We start from the raw sequence: 24,292 nt of genomic DNA on the forward strand, positions 1-24,292 counted from the left end.
TACTTTAATCATCATGAGTTGATCGCTTTTATAAATTGCTCACAACTTGCTCCAGGCTGCTCTGTTTTCATAAAGTTTTCACCTATTAAAAAGCCTTGAAAGCCTAAAGTCCTAAGTTCCTTCACCACTTCTGGATTTGAAATGCCACTTTCTGATATGGCGATAACACCTGGAGGAAAGTGAGGTAATAGGTTGTTACTGTTTTGAATATCTGTTTGGAATCGTTTCAAATCTCGATTGTTGACACCTATCACATATTTTTCAATAGCAAATGCATCTGTAACCTCTTTTATTCTAGTGAGTTCTTCTAAATCGTGCACTTCATAAAGAATCTCCAATCCTAAATTCATCGCCTCTAACGACATCGTCTTAAGCTCTTCGTTATTCAAACAGGCTGCTATAAGAAGAATAGCGTCTGCACCAAATGCTTTTGCTTCATGAACTTGATATAAATCTATCATGAAATCTTTACGCAATATTGGAATGTTCAATACAGCTCTAGCATTGATTAAATCTTGTAATGTGCCGCCAAAAAAGGGCTGATCGGTCAAACAGCTTATGGCACTTGCTCCAGCCTTTTCATACCCCTTTACGACTTCTTCAAGGCTCCTAGGACATTTAAAAGAACCTTTGCTAGGGCTTTGTCTTTTGTGTTCGGCTATAATACCGCTGCCGTTTTTTAGGCTTTGGTACAATGAAATTACTTTTCTGGAATAGGCGGGCATGTCTCTTAACTCAGAAAGAGAGGTCGTTTTCTTTCTAGCTTTTAGATCTTGAGTGGTTTGAGCAATTATTTTTTTAAGGATGTCTTCCATGTTTTGTTTTTTGGGTAGAACAGCTTCCCCCCTTGATTGTTTTACAAAATGCGTTAGGCCGTTACTAGTTGAGTTCCATTAGTTTTTTAAAGCTTTCCAGAGCTTTCCCAGATTCCAAAGATGTTCTAGCTAGTGCTACTGCTTCTATAATTTCTATATCTTTTGCCACTGAAATAGCTGTTGCAGCATTTGCGATCACTACATTTTTTTGAGGAGCAGTAGCTTTATTATTAAGAACATTCATAAAAATATGAGCAGCGTCTTCAACGGTTTCTCCACCGTAAATATCAGATGGATTTAAAAGATGCATGCCAAAATCTACAGGAGATAAATCGCTTACCCCATTATTTCTAGCAAGTCTCACTTTGCCAGTAAGACTGACTTCATCATAGCCTTCATGTGCGTGTATAATGGCATATTTTTTATCAGTTTCCGATTGAAAAAGGTATTCATAGTTGCGGGCAAGTTGTAAATTGAAAACACCTACGCTTTGTAATTTTGGTTTTGCTGGATTGACTAAAGGTCCTAGCATATTGAAAAAAGTTTTCACACCTAGTTGTTTTCTAATGGGTGCAACTGCTTTCATCGCTGGATGAAAAAGTGGTGCGTGTAAAAATGTAATGTTTGCTGCGCTAATTTGCTTTTTTAAAACATCATGATCATTGGAAAAAACAAATCCTAAGTGTTCCATTACATTTGACGAGCCACTTACTGAACTCACACCGTAGTTACCGTGTTTTGCTACGGGAATACCTGCTCCAGCAGTAACAAAACTAGCGATTGTGCTTATGTTAAAAGAGTTTTTTCCATCACCGCCAGTGCCACATAAATCTATAGGATGGAACTCTTTTAAATCAATGAGATTTGCTTGCTCTAGCATGGCATCTCTAAATCCAGCGAGCTCTTGTACGGTGATACTGCGCATTCCATAAACAGTAAGGAAAGCTGCTATTTGTGCATCGTTAACCGTGCCGCTGGTAATGGCTGTCAGTATATCATAAGCCGCTTTTCTTGAAAGTGTGCCGTGATGAAACAATTCATTTAAGATATCCTTCATTCTATAAGGTTGCTATAAAGTTCTTCAGCATGGTTTTTCCTTGAGGTGTCATGATACTTTCTGGATGGAATTGTAAGCCATATATAGGTAATTCTTTGTGCTTTAATGCCATAATCTGTCCTTGTTGATCGGTGGCAGTGATTTCTAAAACAGCAGGAAAGCTATCATTTTCAGCAGCCCACGAATGGTAACGACCCGCTTCAAAGTCTGCATCTATATCGTTAAAAATTTCATTTCCATAATGTGACATTTGCGTAGCAACCCCATGATATACTTTTTCAAGATTGATGATTTTCCCGCCAAAGACCTCGGTAATGGCTTGATGTCCTAGGCAAATCCCTAAAAGAGGTTTTTTATCTTTCATATGATGAATAATCGATATCAGATTGCCCGCTTCACTTGGGATTCCCGGTCCTGGAGAAAGCACGATAGCGTCATAGGATTCACATTCTTGAGGGGTGATTTTGTCATTGCGCACCACCGTAAGTTGCGTGCCCAATTCCTCTAAGTAGTGAACAAGATTGTACGTAAAAGAATCGTAGTTATCTATTAATAAGATATTCTTACTCATTTTCTAAGGTTTTTATTGACCCATCTTTTTCAATTTGGGCAATTGTTTTTTCACCTTCAGGGCAATAGGTGACAATCCTAAGGTCAGAAGTTATTTTCCCTTCACAGCTTAGATCACCTATGGTAGATGCGATCACCATTTCATCTTTAATTTTGCCATCTTTACTGTACGTTCGAACTAAAAATCCATATTCATTTCTGTTGTCAACAAATTGGCTTCTAGTAAAAACCCTTACTTTTATAATATCATTTTGATAAATAGGCAGGGTCACTTTTATTTCGCTTGTAAAAATTCGGTAGTAATCTTTCTCATCAAAAAGGAATAGTGCGCTATCTTTTATTTCTTTAAACTCCAAATGGGGGAGGTACGTCATGTTTTCTAGGCCATCTTTTTCGATAATTTTGACATCAATAAGGTCTTTCTTATCCGTTTGACAAGAAAAAAGTATTGTTGAAATAAATAAAATGCCACTTACTATTTTAATTGTTTTCATAATTTTAATTTGCTTTGTTTATAGCACTTCTCAGTGCATTGGTTTTATGATAGACTTCTTGAGTTTCGTTTTCTATATTGCTTTCTACTACAACACCGGCTCCCGCTCTAAATAGCAGTTTGTTTTTTCTTGATAAGATACTTCTAATGATAATGGCGTGGTTAAAATTACCATCAAATCCTAAATAACCTAAAGCGCCCCCATAAAATTCTCTCGAAGATTGTTCATAGTGATCGATCAATTGCATGGCCCTGAATTTAGGGGCGCCACTTAAGGTACCCGCTGGAAAGGTATCACCAATAAGTTGAATTTTATCCTTTTCATTTATGAGGCCACTGACTTTACTTACCATATGAATAACATGAGAATAAAAGTGAATATTTTGATAATCCTCTACCACCACATTTTTTGCATGGCGACTCAAGTCATTTCGGGCGAGATCTACCAGCATCATATGTTCTGCTGCTTCTTTGGGATCCTTTTTTAATTCCTCTGCAGCTTTTAAATCAGCGGTATCGTTTCCAGTTCTTTTATAAGTTCCTGCAATAGGTTGAATACTGGCTTTGGTTCCAGAAATTAGTAATTGTGCTTCTGGAGAAGACCCAAATATTCTAAAATCACCGTAATCAAAATAAAATAAATACGGGCTAGGATTAATGGCTCGCAACTGTCGGTACACATTAAAATCATCTCCTTGAAAGGCTTGTTCAAACCTTCTAGAGAGCACGATTTGAAAAACGTCACCTCTATGGCAGTGCTCTTTTCCTTTCCTTACCAGTTCTCTAAAATCATCATCTTTCATTTCTGAAGTCTCCTCTTCGGTACACTTAAAACTGTAGTGAGCTACATCCCTATGATTAATGACCGCTAGTAGCTCTTCTAGTTTGCATTCATGATTAGCATAAGAATGATCAAAAACATACAACTGGTTATGGTAGTGATCAAAAGCCATTACATTTTGAAACACTTGGTAATGAGCGAGAGGGATATTGTCGGTTTCGTTTTCGCGAAAGCGAAATTCCAGTTCTTCAAATAGTTGTACCGCATCATAACTTAGGTAGCCAAAAAGACCATTGGTCGGAAAAGGAAACTCATTTTCAACTTGAGCAAATGAGTTTTTAAATTCATTCAATCCAGAAGTGAGGTCAAAAGCAGATGAATATTCTTGTGATGTGAAGGAGTGGTCTGGGAAACTCGATTTAATTGCTTTCTTATTTACCTCAAAAGTGGCTACTGGATTACAACATATAAAAGAATAACTATTGCTGCGTTGTCCATATTCATTGCTCTCCAAAAGAATACTATTGGGATAGCGATCGCGTAACCTCATGTAGATAGCAACAGGAGTAAGCGTATCTGCAAGGATGACTTGTTGTGTACTGCGAGGTGTAAAGGTGTCTTGAATGTGATTCATTCTTAATGAGGGTTCCATACTAGTTAAAAGAAAAAAGGCCTACCGTTAAGTAGACCTTTTAAGTTTATTAAAAACATACGGGCAACTTTACGGCTGTTGAGCTGTATAATTCCACCACCATGTATGATTAGTTCTTTTCATTATGTGTCAAAAGTAATCACGGTAATTGAAAGGCGCAACTATTTTAGATGATTTTAATAACCTTTGTCGTGAACGCCACTTATTGCACGTCCAGAGGGATCATTCATATGCTTAAATGCTTCATCCCATTCCAAGGCAATCGGTGTAGAGCAAGCTACTGATTTTAAGGAAGGTACACAGTTGGCAGCGGCATCGCTAGGAAAGTGCTCAGAGAAGATACTGCGGTAATAATATTCTTCCTTGCTTTGCGGCGGATTGATCTTAAATTTAAAAGGAGCAGCTTCCATCATCTCATCTGTTACCACATTTTCAACTACTTCTTTTAAAGTATCGATCCAGCTGTACCCCACGCCATCACTGAACTGTTCTTTTTGTCTCCAAGCGACGCTTGTAGGAAGGTCATCTTCAAATGCTTCTCGTAATAGGTGTTTTTCCATTTTGCCATTTCCACACATTTTATCTTTAGGGTTGACACGCATGGCCACATCCATAAACTCTTTATCTAAAAAGGGTACTCTGCCTTCAATTCCCCATGCCGCCAAAGATTTATTTGCTCTTAGGTTGTCATAAAGGTGCAGGGTATCCAGTTTGCGTACAGTTTCTTTGTGGAACTCTTCTGCATTGGGAGCTTTGTGGAAATATAAATAGCCTCCAAATAGTTCATCACTTCCCTCTCCAGAAAGCACCATTTTAATTCCCATTGATTTAATTACTCTTGCGAGTAAATACATAGGAGTAGAGGCTCTGATGGTAGTTACATCATAGGTTTCTAAGAAATAAACGACGTCTTTGATCGCATCGAGTCCTTCTTGAATAGTAAAATTCACACTGTGGTGTACGGTACCTATATGGTCTGCAACTACTTGTGCAGCAGCAAGGTCAGGGCTTCCTTCTAATCCTATAGCAAAAGAGTGCAATTGGGGCCACCAGGCATCTGCATGGTCGCCAGATTCTACTCGTTTAGAAGCGTATTTTTTTGCAACAGCACTAACAATAGAGCTGTCTAGGCCTCCAGAGAGCAATACGCCGTAGGGTACGTCGCTCATTAAATGTCTGTGAACACTTTCTTCCATTGCTTTTTTTAAATCGGCTACAGAGCTTGTATTGTTTTTAACGGCATCATAATCTTTCCAGTCCCTGTCGTACCATTTAGTAAACGCAACAGTGTCACTATAATAATAATGTCCCGGAGGGAATGGAGCGATCTGGTTACAAGTTCCCTCCAGTGCTTTGAGCTCGCTAGCGACGTAAAACTGACCTAGCTCATCATAACCGTAATACAGAGGGATCATTCCTTGATGATCTCTTGCGCACAAGTAAACATCTTTTTCTATATCATAAAGCGCAAAACCGTACATACCGGTGAGCTCATCCATAAAATCAACTCCTTTATCCTGGTATAAAGCAAGAATGACCTCACAGTCAGATTTTGTTTTAAAATCATAATTGGGGTATTGATCACGTATGTTTTGATGGTTATAAATTTCGCCGTTTACTGCCAAAACAACTTTTCCGTCAGGACTGTAAAGGGGTTGCCCTCCAGATTGCGGGTCTACAATAGTTAATCTCTCATGAGCCAGGATCGCATGATCCCCACAATAGATTCCTGACCAATCTGGACCTCTGTGTCTTAATTTTTTAGATAACTCTAAGATTTTTTCTCGCTGCTCTTGACTGTCTTTCTTCAGCCGAAACATTCCTACAATACCACACATAATTTTAATTTTTTAAATGAAAAAAGGCCTACTTGAGAAGTAGACCTTTTGAATATTTTAAATATCAGAGACTACCCTACATTAGCTAAGGATTATTATTAGTTCTGAAATTATTATTTATTGACATAACGAGACAAACATAATTAAAAATCGTTTATAATCAACAGATTCATTAATTTAAAACTATAATATGTAACTATAACGCTTTCGTGTTGAAATGAATGGAGCTTTAATTTCGCTTTCGCGAAAGCGAAATTTAACCAACTCCTCAAAATATTTTTATATTGCTTATATGAATCGATTCTTCAAGGTTTTAGGTCCAGGCTTGCTATTTGCGAGTACTGCTATAGGAGTCAGTCACTTGGTGCAAAGCACTCGTGCTGGAATGATATATGGATTTGGTTTTTTACTGGTGATAGTGGGTATTAATATTTTAAAATACCCATTTTTTGAGTACGGAACCCGTTATGCAGCAGGAACAGGTGAGAGCCTTATCGACGGTTATAGGAGCTTAGGTAAATGGGCTATTCTCACTTATTTTTTGGTGATGGTGGTGAGCTTGTTTTTTGTGAGTGCAGCAGTTTTTCAAGTGACTGCTGTTTTTATGCAGGAACTGTTTCAGCTCCATGAAACTGCTTATAGGTTGTTACCTCTTCTATTGATTATAGGGTCTTCTTTCTTGATACTTGCCTGGGGGAAGTATCAATTTTTGGATGGTTTTATTAAATTAGTTGGTTTGGTAATGATTTTAGGCGTGGCCATTTCTTTTATTCTTGTTCTTTATAAAGGATCGGCTGCGCCATCAGATCAATTTGAAGCTCCTGAAATATGGTCTATTGGCACCCTTCCTTTCGCTATTGCACTTATGGGATGGATGCCTACAGCGGTAGATTTAAGTACATGGAACAGCCTTTGGACGCTGGAGAAGCAAAAAGCCTCTGGTTATCAATCTTCTGTCAAAGAGGCAACTCGTGAATTTGCTTTAGGTTATTGGATCAGTGCGGTTCTTGCAGTGATGTTTCTCACATTGGGTTCTTATTTAGTGTATGGAACGGATACGGTTATTATTTCGGGAAGTGCAGGGTTTGCTAATCAAGTTATTCATTTATTTACTGCTGCCATGGGAGAATGGTCGTATTATGTTATTGCAACTGCTGCTTTTTGTATCATGTACGGTACAAGTCTAGGCGTTTTAGACGGGTATTCTAGGGCCTTAAAAAGAACTAGCGAGGTGCTTTTCAAAGCAGGTGTAGTAACTGATGAAAAGTGGCATCTAGCTGCTTTAAGTGTTACTGCTTTGGGAGGTTTTAGTCTTTGTTATGGGTTAAGTGGTAACCCTAAAGGTTTTCTGTTACTCGTAGATATTGCTACTGTTCTGTCTTTTCTATTTGCACCTATTGTTGCCACTTTAAATTATAGATTGGTAACAAGAAAAAAATTCCCGGAAGAGCATCGACCTAAATTTATCATGAGGGCAATTTCTCTTTTGGGAATCGTTACTTTGAGCATTTTGTCACTTGTGTATATGGGGTACTATTTTGGAATGGTTGATTAGTGCTTGACACTATCTTTAATCAGCTCGGGCATTTTTGCTGCAAACTTTTTAAATCTAGGTATAGAAACACCTCTTATATAGGCTTGAGAAGGATGTAGTTGAGCATAATCTTGGTGATAATCTTCGGCTCTCCAAAACTTAATAAACGGCTTCACTTCAGCAGCCACCTTAAATCCTTCTTGAGTAAGCGCAGCGATTTTAGCTTCAATAATCTTTTTTTCATTATCATTTTGATAAAAAAGGATGCTCCTGTATTGAGAACCGTTATCTGGTCCTTGTCCATTCAATTGCTCGATATTTTGTGAGGCAAAATAAACGTCTACCAGTGTTTTAAAAGAAACGACTTGTGGGTCATAAACGACCTCATTAGCTTCAGCATGACCAGTTTTACCAGTATTGCTGTCTTCATAGGTTGGGTTTTTTGTATGCCCTCCAGAATAGCCAGATATAGATTCATTGACACCTTTTACACCTTCGTATATTTCTTCTACACACCAAAAACACCCACTGGCAAAGTAGGCGCGTTGCATGCCATTTTGAGAAGGCACTTGTATTGGTTCAGTATTTATTGCTTGTTCAATCCCTTTGTCTGAATCAGCGCATGTTGATGCCATGAGCAGCAGCGTGAAGAACGGTATTATTTTCATATCTATGTTATTGTAGGTATAAAAATATGCTGAGAATAACGAGAAGAGTATTAAAAAAGGGTTAAATAACAAAATCCCTTTATCAGAGTAGATAAAGGGATTTTTCAATACAATAAATCGCTGCTATATTTTAGCAAATACTTTATCCATTTGCTCTACTTGTTCATAAGCTAAAGCTGCGTCGACAAGAATCCTTCCTGAGTGTTCGTCAGTGATTATTTTTTTGCGACTTGCAATTTCCACTTGTACTTGAGGTGGAATGGTAAAATAAGAACCACCCGAGGCACCTCTTTCAATAGGGACAACGGCTAGGCCATTTTTCACACTTGTTCTTATTCGAGTGTACGCTTTGATCAATCTTTCTTCTATTGACTGGGAGTAATCGTCACTCATTTTCATAAGTGTTTCTTCTTCTTTTTGAGTTTCTTTAAGAATCTCTGCAAGTTCAGATTTTTTGTGTTTTAAGTGGTTAGCTCTTTCATCAAGGCGTTCCTTGCTTTTGTCGATCACTTCTTTTTGTTGTTCGATTTGCGCTTTGAATTCACGTATGTGCTTTTCAGCAAGCTCCACTTCTAGTTCTTGAAATTCTATTTCTTTAGAAAGAGAGTTGAACTCGCGGTTGTTACGCACATTTTTTTGTTGATCTGTATATTTAGTAACAAGAGCTTTAGACTCCTCGATCAAATTCTTTTTGGACCTAATTTTTTCAATAAGGTCATCAGAATGAGCGTCTAATTTAGACAATCGAGTTTTTAATCCTTCTACTTCATCTTCAAGATCTTGTACTTCTAGAGGTAATTCACCACGCACGTTGCGTATTTCATCAATTCTAGAGTCGATTAATTGTAGGTTGTAAAGTTCTCTTAACTTATCTTCTACAGTAGCCTCGGTCTTTTTTGCCATCTTTTAAAAATAATTAACTGGGTTTGTTCGCGCTTGTGCACAAAGGACTGCAAAATTACTAAATTTTTCTTTAAGATATTCATGTAAAAGGTTTTTTGTAAACTGCTCGCTCTCATAATGTCCTACATCACATAATAAGAGGTCTTGACCTTGAAAAAAATCGTGGTATTTTAGATCGGCAGTGATGTAGGCATCTGCTTCAGATTGCATGGCATGTTTTATTGCAAATGCTCCTGAGCCCCCTAATAAAGCGACTTTTTTGATGGTTTTCTTTTGTGAAAAGGAATGTTTTACAACCCCAGTTTGGAACACAGACTTTGTTTTTATTAAAAAATCCTCTATCGATACGGCTTTTGGTAATTCACCAATAACCCCCATTCCGATGTTTTGATAACTGTTTTCTAAGGTGGAAATCTCAAAAGAGACCTCTTCATAAGGATGAGAATTTATTAAGGCAGCTTTTACGGCAGCTTCTAAATGGGGTAAATAGGTCATAGAAAGTTCCTTTTCTGAAACCGTATTTCTTTTTAATGCCTCCCCTAGTTGAGGATTACTCATTTCATTTCCTCTAAAAGTACCTTGACCAATGCTAGAAAAACTACATTCTGAATAATTGCCTAATGCTCCGGCTCCAGCTGTAAAAAGAGCCTCTTTCACCTTTTCAAAATCGTCCGTGGGTATGTAAGTAACTAGTTTTTTAATGAGTTGGGTCTTGGGAATTAATGTGGTAACATTCTTCAGTCCCATTTCTTGAGCCATCCTATAACTCACCCCGCCCTTTGCAAGGTCTAAAGCGGTATGTGTTGCGTAAATGGCGATATCGTTCTTAATAGCCTTTACAACAGCCTTGCGCACATAGTCATTAGGCTGCAAGTGTTTTAAACCAGAAAATATAATCGGATGAAAACTTACTATAAGGTTACACTTGTTTTCAATCGCTTCATCAACTACATTTTCTAAACAATCTAGTGTTACTAAGATCCCTGTTACATCGGTGGTTTTTTCTCCGGTCAGTAGCCCGGTATTATCAAAGTCTTCTGCATAAAATCTTGGAGCAAGTACTTCTAGATGTGCTATAACATCTTTAATCTTCATAATAGTAATGTTTATGTCTGTTGTAAAATTAACCTACTTTTGAACTCATGCAAGAGTTACGACTTTTATTATATCCTTTTTCTGTTTTTTATGACGGGATCACTTCCTTGCGAAATTATGCTTTTGATAAGGGGATTCTAAAGCAAAAGGAATACGAGGTTCCTATTATAGCTGTTGGTAATCTGAGTACTGGAGGAACAGGCAAGACCCCTATGATTGAGTTTTTTATCAAACATTTTACGGGCAAAAAGATAGGTGTATTGAGTCGGGGGTATGGTAGAACTACTTCTGGCTATTTGGAGATTTCTGAAAATGATTCACCAGAGAAAGCAGGAGATGAGCCGCTACAAATAAAAAGAAAATTTAAAGACTTAATTGTAAGTGCGGTTTGTGAAAAAAGAGTTGAAGGAATTGAAAGGCTTCTTAAAGAACATCGGTTAGAAGTTATATTACTTGATGACGCCTTCCAACACAGATATGTAAAAGCCCATCATTATGTTTTATTGACTAGATATGACCTGTTGTACGTAGATGACCATGTGCTTCCTGCTGGTAATTTAAGAGAATCTAGTAAGGGAGCCCGTCGGGCACAAACCATTATCGTTACTAAATGTCCGCCGGATATTTCTAATCATGAAATACAGCTAATTAAGACAAAACTGAACCTGATTCCAAATCAACAGCTATGTTTTTCTTACATAACGTATTCAAAAACTCTTCAAGGTCAAGATCATGGCCTTTCCATCAATGAACTCAAGGGTAAACAGGTCACCGTTGTCACAGGGATCGCAAATCCAAAACCTCTTTTAAAGTATTTAAAAAATTTCCTGACACTAGAACACTTACAGTATAGTGATCATCATCATTTTTCGTTGCAAGAAGTTGAAACTATTAGGAACAAAAAAATAGTCATCACAACAGAAAAGGATTTTATGAGATTGAAAAAGTATGCACTTAAAAATCTTTACTATTTGCCTATTCAAACAGAATTTGTGGGTAAGGAACCGCTCTTATAAAATTTCGCAATTTGTGAATGCCTTTTGTGTTTTTTAAAGAATTGGTAAATTTTAAAAGGCTAGAGGATGATGTCATCAAGCCCTATCTCGTAAAATTTCTTTTGAGATCCTTTTTTATTTATAGGTTTTGAGGCATCATTTTTTTTCTGTAGTAAGCGTCAGGTATCCCCAAAACTGGAGTAAAAAAAATAATGTTTTGTAGGAGACAAAGAGACAAAACGGAAGTTGATAATTACAAATATATTCAGTTATTTAAAACAGGACATTAACATGCTTTAGTTAAAGGTGGTCGATATGTTGTTCTTAGAACTTAATTTTTGTGTGTGCAGTACCATATCTTTCAGTCGGTTAGCATACCCACTTTCATTATCGTACCAGCCTATGATCTTTACCATTCTGCCTATAACACTAGTCATTTGAGAATCATAAATACAGGAGTAAGGACTTCCTGATATGTCTATGGAAACAAGCGGAATAGTAGTGTAGGAAAAGGTGTTAGGATTCGCTTTCGCGAAAGCGTAAAACGCCTCATTAATTTCCTGAACACTCACATCTTTTTTTACATTGATCGTTAAGTCGGTAAGGCTTCCGTTAGGAACAGGTACGCGTATGCCACAGCCCCCTATTACGTTACTCAATTCAGGGAATATTTTAGTCAGTGCCTTTGCCGCTCCAGTTGTAGTGGGAACTATAGATTGCCCTGCAGCACGTGCTCTGCGTAAATCTTTATGTGGCTGATCGTGCAGGCTTTGGTCTGAAGTATAACTGTGTACTGTGGTGATATAGGCTTGTTCTACACCGCAAAGTTCATTCATTACTTTAATGAGAGGTGCTGCGTTATTTGTGGTACAACTCGCGTTGGAAAAAATAAGGTCTTCGTCAGTCAAAATGTGCTCATTAACACTTAACACCACTGTTTTTATATCGTCCTCAATAGGAGGAGCGCTCAAAATTACTTTAGAAGCTCCAGCGTCTATATGTTTTTGTAGTTCAGGCCTAGTTTTAAACTTTCCAGTGGCTTCAATAACTATATCTACATTTTTCCATTTGAGATCATTGAGATCACTGCAATGTGTAAAGGATATTTGATGTTTATTAATGCTTATAGAGTTTTCATCAAAGCTCACCTCAGCATCGAGGACACCGTGAATGGAATCGTATTTTAACAGATGCGCCATAACTTCATTAGAAGCGAGATCGTTGATAGCCACTACTTCCATTTGTGGATGGTTAAAAACATTCCTTAAAAAAGTACGTCCTATGCGCCCAAATCCGTTGATGCCTACTTTTATTTTTACCATGTATCGTTTAAAGAGGTTTTGATGATTCTTTGTTTTTTGTTTAAATAGGAATAGATCAATAGACCTGCGCTCTTGGCTATTAAGAACCTGAAAAAGATATTAAAATGGGTAAAAAAAGAAAGTGCCATTCCCAATAAAGATTGAAGAGAGTTGTTACTTATTGGAGCAGGCTGTACTTTAATTCTTAAACGCAGCATTTGATCGTTTAATTCTTTTTGTAATATGTGGTGTTATTTGTCGTTGTATTTCAATACGCTGATTTCAAAAAGAAGTTCATTCCATATATAAATTAGAGGGCTTTTTTATTTTCACCCACTACAGGGTAATAATCAATGTGTTCTATGGCTTCTCTATAGTCATTTGATCCTTAGTTTTTAAAGGATTTATAAGGTTATAAATAGCTTACAAGATATGCTTATGCGCTTTATAAGAACTTCTTACTAAGGCACCACTTTCTACGTGTCTAAAGCCCATTTCTAGGCCTATAGTTTCATATTTTTTAAATTGTTCTGGAGTGATAAATTCTTTTACAGGCAAGTGTTTTTTAGAAGGTTGTAAATACTGACCTATGGTAACTATGTCTACATTGTTATCTCTAAGATCTTTCATGGTTTGTATTACCTCTTCTTCAAGTTCCCCTAGTCCTAGCATGATGCCCGATTTGGTGCGTTTAATGCCTTGTTGTTTTAAGTATCTAAGCACTTCTAAGCTGGTATCGTATTTAGCCTGTATACGTACCTCACGAGTAAGTCGTCTTACCGTCTCCATATTGTGAGAAACTACTTCTGGATTTGCTTCTACGATTCGGTCTATGTTTCTGGTATTCCCTTGAAAATCTGGAATCAGTGTTTCTAAGGTTGTTTCTGGATTCATACGTCTTATCGCAGCGACCGTTTCTTTCCAGATAATGGATCCCATATCTTTTAAATCGTCACGATCTACACTGGTTATCACACCGTGTTTGATGCCCATTAATTTAATGCTGCGCGCTACTTTCTCTGGTTCTGCCCAGTCCACGGTATCCGGACGGCCAGTTTTTACCCCACAAAAGCCACAAGAGCGCGTACATGTATTTCCTAAAATCATAAAAGTTGCTGTTCCTTCGGTCCAGCATTCTCCCATGTTAGGACAGCTACCTGAAGTACAAATAGTATGTAAGTCATACTTTTCTACGGTACTTCTTAACTCTTTATATTTTTGGCCTACTGGTAATTTAACTCGCAACCATTTTGGTTTTTTCTGAGTTGGTGCCTCTGATGTTTTTACTGCTTCCATAATACAAAGTTAATGATAATGTAGTCGTATCAATAAGGATTACTAACTAGTTCCATTGTTTTGGTCGATGCACCATGTTAGAAATAAATAGTGCCATTTGAATACCCAATAAAATTAATTCCAATACGGGAAGTAACATGATGATATCGCTTTCGCGAAAACGTGAAAAGCCTTTGCTCATTACCACCCAAAATACCACATATCGCACCAATATTACGGATACAATAAGTATCCAGTTAAGGCCAAAAAACAAGCCCAAAATCACCGAAATAAAAAATCCGATTTGAGAGATGTAAAATAAACCAAGTGAACGCTTATGGGTTTTTTTGTAATGCGACGCTGTATTGATATGTCTTTTTTTCTGTTTCCACCAGGAAGACCAGTTCGTCTTAGGCTGGCTGCTGGTAAAGGAATCCTCATTTAAAGATACGGTAGTGTTTTCAGAGTTCGCAGCTTGGTTGACAAACAAATCGTCATCTCCACCGAGTATTCTCATGTGATCCATAAAACCATTTACTTCATAAAATCGAGTCGCTGTATAGGCTAGATTGCGGCCTACGCCCATATATGGGTTGCCATGTAACGCATAACTGAAATATTGAATTGCGGTCAAGACCGTTTCATATCGGATCAGTTTATTGAGTAGGGAATCGTTAACTTTTTTATAGCCGCTATATCCCAAAACAATTTTTATATCTGTTGTAAAATGTTTAGACATTATGGACAGCCATTGGGAACTGTTTGGAGTGCAGTCAGCATCAATAAAAACTAAGTGATCGTTAACCGCTTTCTTAATCCCTAAGGTTAATGCGTATTTCTTATTCCCCCAGAAGCTTTCGTTATTGACCACATCTACCATTTTGATGCGTTGGTCCTTTACTCTGAAATCCTCAATGACATTTTTGGTGTCATCATGACTGGCGTCATTTATTAAAATGATTTCAAAGTTGGGATGGTCTTGTTCTAATAATTTAGGAATTAATACTTTTAAATTTTCTTGCTCGTTTTTGGAACAAACAATTACAGAGACTGCTTTTTTTAAGCTTCCTTGTGCTTCGGGTTCTTTGTAGTAAGCAACTTTTGATAAAAAAATATGGAACGCAGAATTCAAAATAGCAAAGCCTGCCAAAACATAGAAGAGAGCACCTATTTCCATAAATAGCAATTAGGCTTTTGCTTGATTGTTGTTACAATCTTGTTCTTCGGGTAATTTTCCGCACATGCCACAGGCATCTCCATTTTTGTTAAGATACGGATTTTGACTGGCACAAGTTCCCGCAAATTTACCGTCCTTTTTACTCCATATTTTTATGGCGATACCCGCAAAAGCGAGTGATAGAAGGACAAATGATATAAGTATAAGTTTCAAATCCATAAGGCAAAGATACGTATTAGAGTCAAGGGTTTACAATCAAGAACTATAAATTATCACTTGGTTTTTTATTGGTACTATTTAGTGATCAATTAAATTAACTTCAGTGTCGATCTTTATTCCATAAAGATCATATACTGCATTTTGAACCTTATGGGCTACCTCCAGGATTTCTTTTCCAGTAGCCTTGCCGTGGTTCACTAATACGAGCGCTTGCTTGTCATGAACACCAGCGTCTCCATACCTTTTTCCTTTAAACCCAGACTGATCTATAAGCCAGCCAGCAGGAACTTTTACATGCTCTTCATCTACCTGATAGGAAGGCATTGCTGAATGCATTCTTAACAGGTCTTCATATACAGATCGTTTAATAACGGGGTTCTTAAAAAAGCTACCGCTATTACCTAATATTTTAGGGTCAGGTAATTTAGAACTTCTTATGTGGATCACAGCTTGAGATACTTTTTGAATGCTTGGGTCACCACCCAGTCGGTTCAGCTCTTCTTTCAGATCACCGTAGCCAGTTTTAAGTTGGTAGTCATCCGTCTTGTTAAGGTTGGTAAGTTTAAAAGTTACTGAGGTAATCACATACTTACCAGCAGCCTCATTTTTAAATATGGAATCTCGATAACCAAATTTACAATCGGCTAAAGAAAGTGTTTTTTCTTCTAGTGTTTTAATATCAATGACGTTGCAGCTGTCAAAACTGTCTTGGAGCTCCACCCCATATGCACCTATATTTTGAATAGGGGATGTGCCCACATTACCGGGAATAAGGGATAGGTTTTCTATACCTGCAAAGTTTTTTTCAATACAATAAAGCACAAAGTCATGCCAGTTTTCTCCTGCCATAACATTTACATAAATATGGTTTTCTGTGCTTTTTGTAACCTCTATTCCTTTTAAAAGAACGTGAATAACTGGTTGTTGAACATCATTGATAAGCAACATATTACTTCCACCGCCTAGTAGAAAAATGTCCTGATCGTGATAATAACCTAAGGCTTCTTTTAATTCTTGTACGGATGCTGGTGCTGTGTACGCTTTCGCGAAAGCGGAAATACCAAAAGTATTGTGCTCCTTTAAAGGGAAATGATGTTTGATGACGATCATCCCTTGTAGGCCTTCAAAGCTTGCTCTAAAATACGAATAGATTTTTTAAGCGATTCTTTTTCAAGAACATAAGCGATTCTTATTTGGTTTTTACCCATTCCAGGCGTGCTGTAAAATCCTGCAGCTGGAGCTACCATTATGGTCTCACCATCAAGCTCAAATTCTTCTAGTAGCCATTGTGCAAAAATGTCTGTATCTTCTACTGGAAGTTGAGCAACACAATAAAAAGCGCCTCCTGGATTTGCTACTTGAACTCCTTCTATTTTTTTAAGACCTGCTATAAGAATATCACGACGTTCTATATATTCCGTGATGACTTCATCAAAATATTCTTGTGGAGTGTCTAGGGCAGCTTCGGCAGCTATTTGTGCAAAAGTAGGAGGACTAAGTCTGGCCTGAGCAAACTTCATTGCAGTAGCCATCACTTCTTTGTTCTTGGAAACCATGCAGCCTATTCGAGCACCGCACATACTGTAGCGTTTAGAAACAGAATCAATCATAATGGCATGCTCTTCAAGTCCTGGCATATGCATCACCGATATATGCTCGCGTCCATCGTAAGCAAATTCTCTATATACTTCATCGGAAACGAGGAACAAATCGTGCTTCTTTACAAGAGCAGATAACTGATCCATTTCTTCTGGTGTGTATAAGTATCCTGTAGGGTTCCCTGGGTTACAGATAAGAATGGCTTTTGTTTTATTTGTTATCAGTTTTTCAAATTCGCTTATAGCTGGTAAAGAAAAGTTGTTGTCTATATGAGTTGAAATAGGTTTTACAGTAACACCGCTTGCTGTAGCAAAGCCATTGTAATTAGCATAAAATGGTTCTGGAATAATCACTTCATCTCCATAGTCACAAATACTTCCCATAGCAAAGAGTAACGCCTCACTGCCACCAGTAGAAACAATGATATTCTCACTGGTGATATGCATATTATTTTTATTGTAGTACAGGGCAAGTTTATCTCTATAGGATTGATTTCCTGCACTGTGACTATAAGAAAGCACCTCCATGTCTGCATTTTTAACAGCATTGATTGCATGCTTTGGTGTTTTTATATCAGGTTGACCAATATTAAGTGGATATATGTGTATTCCGCGAGCGGCGGCAGCTTCGGCATAAGGAACCAATTTCCTTACTGGAGAAGAGGGCATACTTTGTCCTTTTTTAGAGATTTGTGGCATAGTAACTTTTTGAATGGCAAAGGTAATACTTGCGTAAGGATAGACAAAAGACTTTGACAATACCTTATATTTATGTGTGATGAAAAGCTTGTTGTTGATAATAGCCTGTATTTGCAGTATTCCTCAAATAATGAATGCACAAGAGGGGTTTTTGTTGGCGCCGGGAATTGAACAAGAGAAAATTTCATTTGAATCTTATTCCAATTTAATCATTGTTCCTGTTAAGGTCAATGATGTTGATTTTAATTTTATTTTAGATACTGGAGCAACTAAAACGATCATTTTTAATCTAAGAGGTATTGACTCTTTGCGTATTAAAAAAGGCAGGTACATTCAAGTCAACGGATATGGTAAAAAAAAATCATTAAAAGCCTATCACTCCCTTGGCAACTTTATTGAAGTGGGGAAGCATATTTTAAATAAGGATGCAGAGGTTTTAGTTCTAAGTGATACAGATATAGACATGTCACCTAAATTGGACATAGAGGTACACGGTTTATTAAGTGTTGATTTTTTAAAGAATTTTATTTCTCATATCGATTATCAAGATTCTTATATCAAAGTCTATAATCATTTTGAGGACTTACCAAATTATTTACGAAGGGCAGAACAATTTGATCTTAACCTAAAGGGCAATAGGCTTTTTATAAATAGTTATCTTGATAATGATTTGGTAAAAGGTGATTATGAATTGCTTATAGATACTGGGAGTGGTGATGCATTGTGGGTGTTAAACGAAGTAGGGAAGGATGTGGTTTTTAAAAACAGTTTTGAGGATTATTTAGGTTTTGGAATAAATGGAGATATATATGGACTTAGGACAAAGGTTCAATCTTTGAAATTGTTTAATTCTACATTAAATAATGTGGCGGTGTCCTATCCGTATAAAGAATATCACAGTAGTAAAAAAACAAGTTTTTCGCATGATGGAAGCCTAGGAGGAGAGCTATTAAGGAGGTTTGATGTAGTTTTGGATTATCCAAATGCAAGCATTATAATGATTCCCAATAAGAGTTTTGACGAGGGTTTTTATTACAACATGAGTGGCATAGGGGTGCAAAAAGGAGACTTGGATTTATTTACCACCTATGTAGGAGAAAAATTTATTCCGAATAAAATAGGTTATGGTAATTCAACCAGCACAGTTACCAGTATTGATCTTTCCCCTAGAGTTCAATTAAGTTATGAATACGTTCCTAAAATATTTGTAGATTATATTAGAGAAGGCTCTCCTGCTGATAAGGCAGGAGTAATGGTGGGAGACCAAATTATTGGTATCAATAGTTACAGTCAGAAAGAGCTTACTTTAAATAAAGTTACCGAGCTATTCTTTAAAAATCCCTACAAGAAATTGAAAATTAGAATTAAAAGAGGGGATAAAATAGTTAAAGTAGAAATTGTGAATATTCCTCTGGTCTTGTAATTAGTTGTTTTTTGGTATCACTTCACCTTTTAGTCTCAATGGAATTGGGTTTTTGTCAATATTGGCATACACCGTAATTGTTTTTACAATAGGTCCAATTTTATGGGTTGCATATTTAATTTTAATTTCTGCGATTTCTCTCGGAGCTACAGGCTTTTCAGGCTTGGATAGAATGTCACAGTTACACGAAGAATAAATCTTGTAGATGATCAATGGATGGTTTCCGGTGTTTTTAAAAGTAAACGATCTAATACCATCACTTCCTTTCTCTATTTTACCGTAGTCCAATGTGGTAGATTCAAATTCTATAGTGGTAAGAGGGTCTTGTGCAGGGTTGCTTTGTCCTACTGCTCCAGTAGCTAGCAATCCTGTAAATAAAATTATGAGTAAATTCTTCATCATTAATTTATTTAAGTCAATAAAAGTAAACTATCCATCTTAAAGTGCTGGTTCATGCTGCTTATATTTTAAGTAAATAGTACTTTTGTCGATGAATTTCAAAAACTAAGCCAAACATGTCCTTAGCGTCAAAATACGATTCCAAAACTACCGAAGAGAAATGGTACAATTACTGGATAGAAAATGATTTTTTCACATCCATACCAGATGAAAGAGAAAGTTATACGATAGTAATTCCGCCACCTAATGTGACTGGAGTTTTGCATATGGGGCACATGCTCAACAACACTATCCAAGACGTGTTGATACGTCGTGCACGCCTTAAAGGATATAATGCTTGTTGGGTTCCTGGGACAGATCATGCTTCTATTGCTACCGAGGCTAAGGTAGTCAAGAAGTTGAAAGATCAAGGAATTGACAAAAACGACTTGACCCGTGAAGAGTTCTTACAACACGCTTGGGACTGGACCGATGAATACGGTGGTATTATTCTCGAGCAACTTAAGAAATTAGGAGCGAGTTGCGATTGGTCTCGTACAAAGTTTACCTTAGATGACGATATGTCTGCATCGGTGATAAAGGTGTTTATTGATTTGTACAACAAAGGATTGATTTACCGCGGTTACCGTATGGTCAACTGGGATCCAGAAGCAAAGACAACGTTAAGCGATGAAGAAGTTATTTATGAAGAGCGTAATGGACATTTATACCATTTAAAATATCAACTTAAAGGAAGCGAAGATTTTGTTAGTATTGCTACTACTCGTCCAGAAACCATTCTGGGGGATACCGCAATTTGTGTACATCCAGATGATGAGCGCTACACGAGCTTGGTAGGTAAAACAGTTATTGTGCCTATAGTAAATCGCGAGATTCCCGTAATTGCAGATCCTTATGTGGATATGGAATTCGGTACAGGAGCTTTAAAAATAACCCCTGCACACGATGAAAATGATAAAATAATAGGAGAGACGCATCATCTAGAGGTGATCGATATTTTTAATGAAGACGCTACGTTAAATAGCTTTGGGTTGCATTATGAAGGCAAAGACCGGTTTGTAGTGCGTAAAGAAATTTCTAAGGAATTAGAAGACCGTGGTTTTCTTATAAAGAAAGAAGACCATGTTCATAAAGTAGGAACCAGTGAGCGCACTAATGCGGTTATTGAACCTCGACTATCTGACCAGTGGTTTCTGAAAATGGACGAATTGGCAAAGCCTGCTATAAAAGCTGTTAAGGAAGATATTGTAGAGTTGTTGCCACCTAAATTTAAAAGCACCTATTTCCATTGGATGGAAAACGTACGCGACTGGAATATCTCGAGACAATTAATGTGGGGACAACGCATTCCTGCTTACTATTACGGTGATGGAAAAGATGATTTTGTTGTAGCGACTAGTCTTGATGAGGCTGTTGCGCTTTCGCGAAAGCGAACTAATAACAACAACTTACTACCAGAAGATTTACGTCAAGAAAATGATGTTCTCGATACTTGGTTCTCGAGTTGGCTGTGGCCTATAAGTGTGTTCAACGGTATTTTAGAACCAGAAAACGAAGAGATCAATTACTATTATCCTACTCGTGACCTAGTTACCGGGCCAGATATTTTATTCTTTTGGGTGGCTCGTATGATTGTTGCGGGTTATGAATTACGCGGTGAAAGGCCTTTTGATAAAGTCTACCTCACTGGATTAGTTAGAGACAAGCAACGTCGTAAGATGTCCAAGTCTTTAGGGAATTCGCCAGATGCGTTAAACTTATTAGAGGAGTATGGTGCTGATGGTGTGCGTGTTGGATTGTTACTAAGTGCTGCAGCAGGAAATGATATTATGTTTGATGAAGATCTTTGCCAGCAAGGTAAAGGCTTTGTAAATAAAATGTGGAATGCCTTTAGGCTCATAAAAGGATGGCAAGTGGACAAATCACTAGAACAGCCGCAACATGCTGCTCAAGGAATTGCGTGGTATACCAGTCGTTTTAATCAAGTATTGTCAGAAATTGAGGATCACTATTCCAAATATAGAATTAGCGATGTGTTGATGACTTCTTATAAATTGATCTATGATGACTTTTGTGGGTGGTTATTAGAAATTATCAAACCAGAATACCAGCAGCCTATTGATCCAAAAACCCTTGCTGAGGTTATTGCGTTATTAGAAGATAACATGAGATTGATGCATCCATTTACTCCATTTATAACAGAGGAAATATGGCAAAGTATTTCTAATCGTAAGGTAGAAGAAGCGTTATGTATCAATACATGGCCAGAAGGAGGAACTTCAGATCAAACAGTATTAACTGATTTTGAACTCGTACAAGAGGTGATATCAGGGATAAGAACGGTGCGTAAAGAAAAGCAAATCGCTTTTAAAAACCAGATCGAGTTGAAGGCCATTAATAATGAAGATTTAGATACAAAATACAACTCATTGATTCAAAAAATGGGTAATGTTATTAGTGTTGAGATAATTTCTGAGCAAGTCGCTGGAGCTGCCAGTTATCGAGTACGATCTAATGAATACTTCATACCTTTAGAAGGGAACATGGATGTGGCTGCAGAGTTAGAAAAACTAGAAGCTGAGCTCAAAAGAGCCAAAGGCTTTTTAATAGGGGTCCAAAAGAAGCTTAGTAACGAGCGCTTTGTAGGCAGTGCGCCAGAACAAGTGGTGGCCATAGAAAAGAAAAAAGAAGCCGACACTCTAGCAAAGATCGAAACGATTGAGGCAAGTATGAAGGCTTTAAAGTAATTCTGGAAACTTGAGAGCTATAGATCGACACTTCTAGTAGCTTTGGAGTGTTTATGAATTATATTTTAAGAAACAAAAACAAATTATGAATCCATTTGTAACTATAGTAATTATTTTAGGTGCTGCTGTTTTATGTTTAACAGCACTCGCGATTTATATTCTTAGAAAAAAGGATTAACTAACGCCTTGTATGTAATTAAAAAAGCCTCCTAAGAGTACTCTTAGGAGGCTTTTTTAATATGGGTTCTTGTCTATATGTATAACTTCATCCAATCGCGATTAGGATAGCTTACCAAGGTTTAGGATAGAGTTTTTCAACGATCTCTATGTACCTTTTTTTTGCTTCGGATTTAGATAGGGATTGCACCTGAATAAGAGCATTCATTTTAAAGGCACTTCTCAAATCGTTTGATTCAAAACTGCGGTTGCTCACGTAAGGTTCATTAATAGCCCTCTTGTAATAGGCATACAAATGTAGTTGCAGGTCTGGTGGCACTAAAGATTGTTCTTCAGAGGACGCTTTCGCGAAAGCCTTATTAAAATCAATATCAAGTTCTTTTTCTGTCATCTAAAAAGTAGCCAGTATGCTTTCTCCTCCTTTTACCTTCTGGTTTAATTTTACGCTGATTAGCGTGTCTACCGGTAGATAAACATCCACGCGACTACCAAATTTAATAAAACCGCTATCATTCCCTTGTATAATCGTATCATTTTCTTGGGCATAGTTAACAATGCGCTTTGCAAGTGCTCCAGCAATCTGTCGGTACATCACTTGTATATTATTATTCTTGTGATTGATAACAACAGTAGTGCGTTCGTTCTCTTCGCTAGCCTTAGGGTGCCATGCCACAAGGTACTTGCCGGGATGGTACTTGCTGTAAGCTATTATGCCAGAAATAGGGTATCTGGTCACATGTACATTGATAGGAGACATGAATACAGATATCATTAAGCGCTCTCCTTTGAAGTACTCATTATCCGTAACTTTTTCTATGACTACTACTTTTCCGTCTACTGGAGAAACGACGGTAGAGTCACTTAAAATAGTATTTCTTTTAGGGTTTCTAAAGAATTGCAGTATGATAAAGAGCAACGTTATAGTGATAGCAGACAGGCTTATTTGCATCCATTGAGGAATGGATACGAGCCATATGGTACTCATTAAAATTACAGTAAGTACACATGCAATTAAGATACTTTGGTTTCCTTCTTTATGAAACATAATTGATAATTAGAAAAGTGGCGTAAGCAAATGGAGCTGCAAATATAATACTGTCCATGCGATCGAAAATCCCACCATGACCAGGCATAATACTACCGCTATCTTTCACTTCTGCTTGTCGTTTTATTTTACTTTGAATTAAATCTCCTATGGTGCCAAAAAAAGCTACGACACAGGCTATGATCATCCAGTCCCAAACACTGTAGTTAATAATTCCTATGGATTTTAAATAATAAAAAAGTCCGGCACCAGCAGCAATGGCCATAACTAAACCTCCAACAAAGCCTTCAATGGTTTTTTTTGGGGAGATGCGTTTCATGAGTTTGTGTTTTCCAAAATTTTTACCAAAGAGGTATGCAAAACTATCATTGGTCCATATAATAACAAAGATCCCTATGATCAGTTCTTCTTGAAATGAATCCTGAACAAAGTTGGTCTTCGCCACGACGTCTGGGATTAAAGCTAAAAACAGACTGCTTCCTATCAAATAGAGCAATGCTATGACGTGTTTCTTAGTATTAAAAAGTGCAATCCTATCCACTAGAACCAGATCTCTTATAAGGTATATGTTGACCAATAAGGTAGCTGTTAGGAGGAAATAAATAAATTCCATGGATACGCTTTTCCATACTAAGAAATAATATGCAATAGGAAGTATAGGATAGATAAACCATTGTCTTAACCTAATCATTGGCATTAATTCCAACAGGCAAATAAAGGCAAAGGCACAAAATAAAATAATAAAGACATCTCTTGAAAATAAGGCGCTTAATACCACAAGAGATACATAAACGATTCCAGAAATGGAACGAGTAATTAATTCTCTCATTT

The 24,292-nt window shown here is 37.2% G+C and carries 23 protein-coding genes; 4 read left to right on the forward strand and 19 right to left on the reverse strand.

Annotation, left to right across the window (positions count from 1 at the left end; all coding sequences use genetic code 11):
- Window positions 1-11: 11 nt before the first annotated feature.
- From trpC to asnB, 6 genes are all read right to left on the reverse strand, one after another.
- The gene (trpC, locus tag KG732_RS05640; RefSeq protein WP_213521489.1) at window positions 12-815 is read right to left on the reverse strand and encodes an indole-3-glycerol phosphate synthase TrpC; all 804 of its coding nucleotides are present in this window, start codon (window positions 813-815) and stop codon (window positions 12-14) included.
- Window positions 816-879: 64 nt separating this feature from the next.
- The gene (trpD, locus tag KG732_RS05645; protein WP_213521490.1) at window positions 880-1,872 is read right to left on the reverse strand and encodes an anthranilate phosphoribosyltransferase; all 993 of its coding nucleotides are present in this window, start codon (window positions 1,870-1,872) and stop codon (window positions 880-882) included.
- A 1-nt stretch (window position 1,873) separates the two neighbouring features.
- Complete coding sequence (locus KG732_RS05650; RefSeq protein WP_213521491.1) at window positions 1,874-2,443, reverse strand: aminodeoxychorismate/anthranilate synthase component II; 570 nt, start codon at window positions 2,441-2,443, stop codon at window positions 1,874-1,876.
- Window positions 2,436-2,936, reverse strand: coding sequence for a hypothetical protein (locus KG732_RS05655; protein WP_213521492.1), 501 nt, complete (start codon window positions 2,934-2,936; stop codon window positions 2,436-2,438). The genes KG732_RS05650 and KG732_RS05655 overlap by 8 nt, the downstream gene beginning before the upstream one ends.
- Before the next feature lie 4 nt (window positions 2,937-2,940).
- Entirely contained in the window at window positions 2,941-4,350 is a 1,410-nt protein-coding gene (locus KG732_RS05660; RefSeq protein WP_213521493.1) for an anthranilate synthase component I family protein, read from the reverse strand.
- A 194-nt stretch (window positions 4,351-4,544) separates the two neighbouring features.
- The gene (asnB, locus tag KG732_RS05665; RefSeq protein WP_213521494.1) at window positions 4,545-6,206 is read right to left on the reverse strand and encodes an asparagine synthase B; all 1,662 of its coding nucleotides are present in this window, start codon (window positions 6,204-6,206) and stop codon (window positions 4,545-4,547) included.
- 217 nt (window positions 6,207-6,423) lie between these two features.
- Between asnB and KG732_RS05670 the strand changes: the two genes are divergently transcribed.
- On the forward strand, window positions 6,424-7,761 hold the full coding sequence (locus KG732_RS05670) for an NRAMP family divalent metal transporter (RefSeq protein ID WP_213521495.1): 1,338 nt from the start codon (window positions 6,424-6,426) through the stop codon (window positions 7,759-7,761).
- On the opposite strand, the gene msrA is transcribed toward KG732_RS05670, so the two are convergent.
- The 3 genes from msrA to KG732_RS05685 all read right to left on the reverse strand — a co-directional run bounded on the left by msrA (window position 7,758) and on the right by KG732_RS05685 (window position 10,406).
- Complete coding sequence (gene msrA, locus KG732_RS05675) at window positions 7,758-8,375, reverse strand: peptide-methionine (S)-S-oxide reductase MsrA (protein ID WP_300980360.1); 618 nt, start codon at window positions 8,373-8,375, stop codon at window positions 7,758-7,760. The genes KG732_RS05670 and msrA overlap by 4 nt on opposite strands.
- Window positions 8,376-8,531: 156 nt before the next feature.
- Window positions 8,532-9,311 (reverse strand): C4-type zinc ribbon domain-containing protein, encoded by a 780-nt coding sequence (locus KG732_RS05680; RefSeq protein WP_213521497.1) that lies wholly within the window; start codon window positions 9,309-9,311, stop codon window positions 8,532-8,534.
- Between the two features lie 3 nt (window positions 9,312-9,314).
- Entirely contained in the window at window positions 9,315-10,406 is a 1,092-nt protein-coding gene (locus tag KG732_RS05685) for a Nif3-like dinuclear metal center hexameric protein (protein ID WP_213521498.1), read from the reverse strand.
- 47 nt (window positions 10,407-10,453) lie between these two features.
- Here KG732_RS05685 and lpxK point away from each other — a divergent pair, with 47 nt between their 5' ends.
- The gene (gene lpxK / locus KG732_RS05690) at window positions 10,454-11,422 is read left to right on the forward strand and encodes a tetraacyldisaccharide 4'-kinase (RefSeq protein ID WP_213521499.1); all 969 of its coding nucleotides are present in this window, start codon (window positions 10,454-10,456) and stop codon (window positions 11,420-11,422) included.
- A 275-nt stretch (window positions 11,423-11,697) separates the two neighbouring features.
- Here lpxK and gap read toward each other — a convergent pair whose 3' ends face one another.
- The 6 genes from gap to KG732_RS05720 form a co-directional block, all read right to left on the reverse strand.
- Window positions 11,698-12,723, reverse strand: a complete 1,026-nt coding sequence (gene gap, locus KG732_RS05695; RefSeq protein WP_213521500.1) for a type I glyceraldehyde-3-phosphate dehydrogenase — start codon at window positions 12,721-12,723, stop codon at window positions 11,698-11,700.
- Window positions 12,724-13,125: 402 nt separating this feature from the next.
- Entirely contained in the window at window positions 13,126-13,998 is an 873-nt protein-coding gene (lipA, locus tag KG732_RS05700) for a lipoyl synthase (protein ID WP_213521501.1), read from the reverse strand.
- Between the two features lie 46 nt (window positions 13,999-14,044).
- On the reverse strand, window positions 14,045-15,154 hold the full coding sequence (locus tag KG732_RS05705; RefSeq protein WP_213521502.1) for a glycosyltransferase: 1,110 nt from the start codon (window positions 15,152-15,154) through the stop codon (window positions 14,045-14,047).
- A 9-nt stretch (window positions 15,155-15,163) separates the two neighbouring features.
- Complete coding sequence (locus tag KG732_RS05710; protein ID WP_213521503.1) at window positions 15,164-15,367, reverse strand: membrane or secreted protein; 204 nt, start codon at window positions 15,365-15,367, stop codon at window positions 15,164-15,166.
- A gap of 84 nt (window positions 15,368-15,451) precedes the next feature.
- On the reverse strand, window positions 15,452-16,480 hold the full coding sequence (murB, locus tag KG732_RS05715; protein ID WP_213521716.1) for a UDP-N-acetylmuramate dehydrogenase: 1,029 nt from the start codon (window positions 16,478-16,480) through the stop codon (window positions 15,452-15,454).
- Window positions 16,480-17,670: a pyridoxal phosphate-dependent aminotransferase gene (locus tag KG732_RS05720; protein ID WP_213521718.1), complete on the reverse strand. Its 1,191-nt coding sequence runs from the start codon at window positions 17,668-17,670 to the stop codon at window positions 16,480-16,482. The genes murB and KG732_RS05720 overlap by 1 nt, the downstream gene beginning before the upstream one ends.
- A gap of 130 nt (window positions 17,671-17,800) precedes the next feature.
- Here KG732_RS05720 and KG732_RS05725 point away from each other — a divergent pair, with 130 nt between their 5' ends.
- Entirely contained in the window at window positions 17,801-19,093 is a 1,293-nt protein-coding gene (locus KG732_RS05725) for an aspartyl protease family protein (protein ID WP_213521504.1), read from the forward strand.
- On the opposite strand, the gene KG732_RS05730 is transcribed toward KG732_RS05725, so the two are convergent.
- Window positions 19,094-19,492 (reverse strand): DUF1573 domain-containing protein, encoded by a 399-nt coding sequence (locus KG732_RS05730; RefSeq protein ID WP_300980334.1) that lies wholly within the window; start codon window positions 19,490-19,492, stop codon window positions 19,094-19,096.
- A gap of 116 nt (window positions 19,493-19,608) precedes the next feature.
- Between KG732_RS05730 and KG732_RS05735 the strand changes: the two genes are divergently transcribed.
- Window positions 19,609-22,239, forward strand: a complete 2,631-nt coding sequence (locus KG732_RS05735; protein ID WP_213521506.1) for a valine--tRNA ligase — start codon at window positions 19,609-19,611, stop codon at window positions 22,237-22,239.
- A 289-nt stretch (window positions 22,240-22,528) separates the two neighbouring features.
- Here KG732_RS05735 and KG732_RS05740 read toward each other — a convergent pair whose 3' ends face one another.
- From KG732_RS05740 to KG732_RS05750, 3 genes are read right to left on the reverse strand one after another with little or no spacing between them, the layout of a single operon-like run.
- Window positions 22,529-22,807, reverse strand: a complete 279-nt coding sequence (locus KG732_RS05740) for an acyl-CoA-binding protein (RefSeq protein ID WP_213521507.1) — start codon at window positions 22,805-22,807, stop codon at window positions 22,529-22,531.
- Window positions 22,808-23,461, reverse strand: coding sequence for a phosphatidylserine decarboxylase family protein (locus KG732_RS05745; protein WP_213521508.1), 654 nt, complete (start codon window positions 23,459-23,461; stop codon window positions 22,808-22,810).
- Window positions 23,451-24,290: a phosphatidate cytidylyltransferase gene (locus tag KG732_RS05750; RefSeq protein WP_213521509.1), complete on the reverse strand. Its 840-nt coding sequence runs from the start codon at window positions 24,288-24,290 to the stop codon at window positions 23,451-23,453. The genes KG732_RS05745 and KG732_RS05750 overlap by 11 nt, the downstream gene beginning before the upstream one ends.
- Window positions 24,291-24,292: the final 2 nt, after the last annotated feature.

This window comes from Nonlabens sp. (assembly GCF_018401815.1).
In the GTDB taxonomy this organism is placed as follows: Bacteria; Bacteroidota; Bacteroidia; order Flavobacteriales; family Flavobacteriaceae; genus Nonlabens.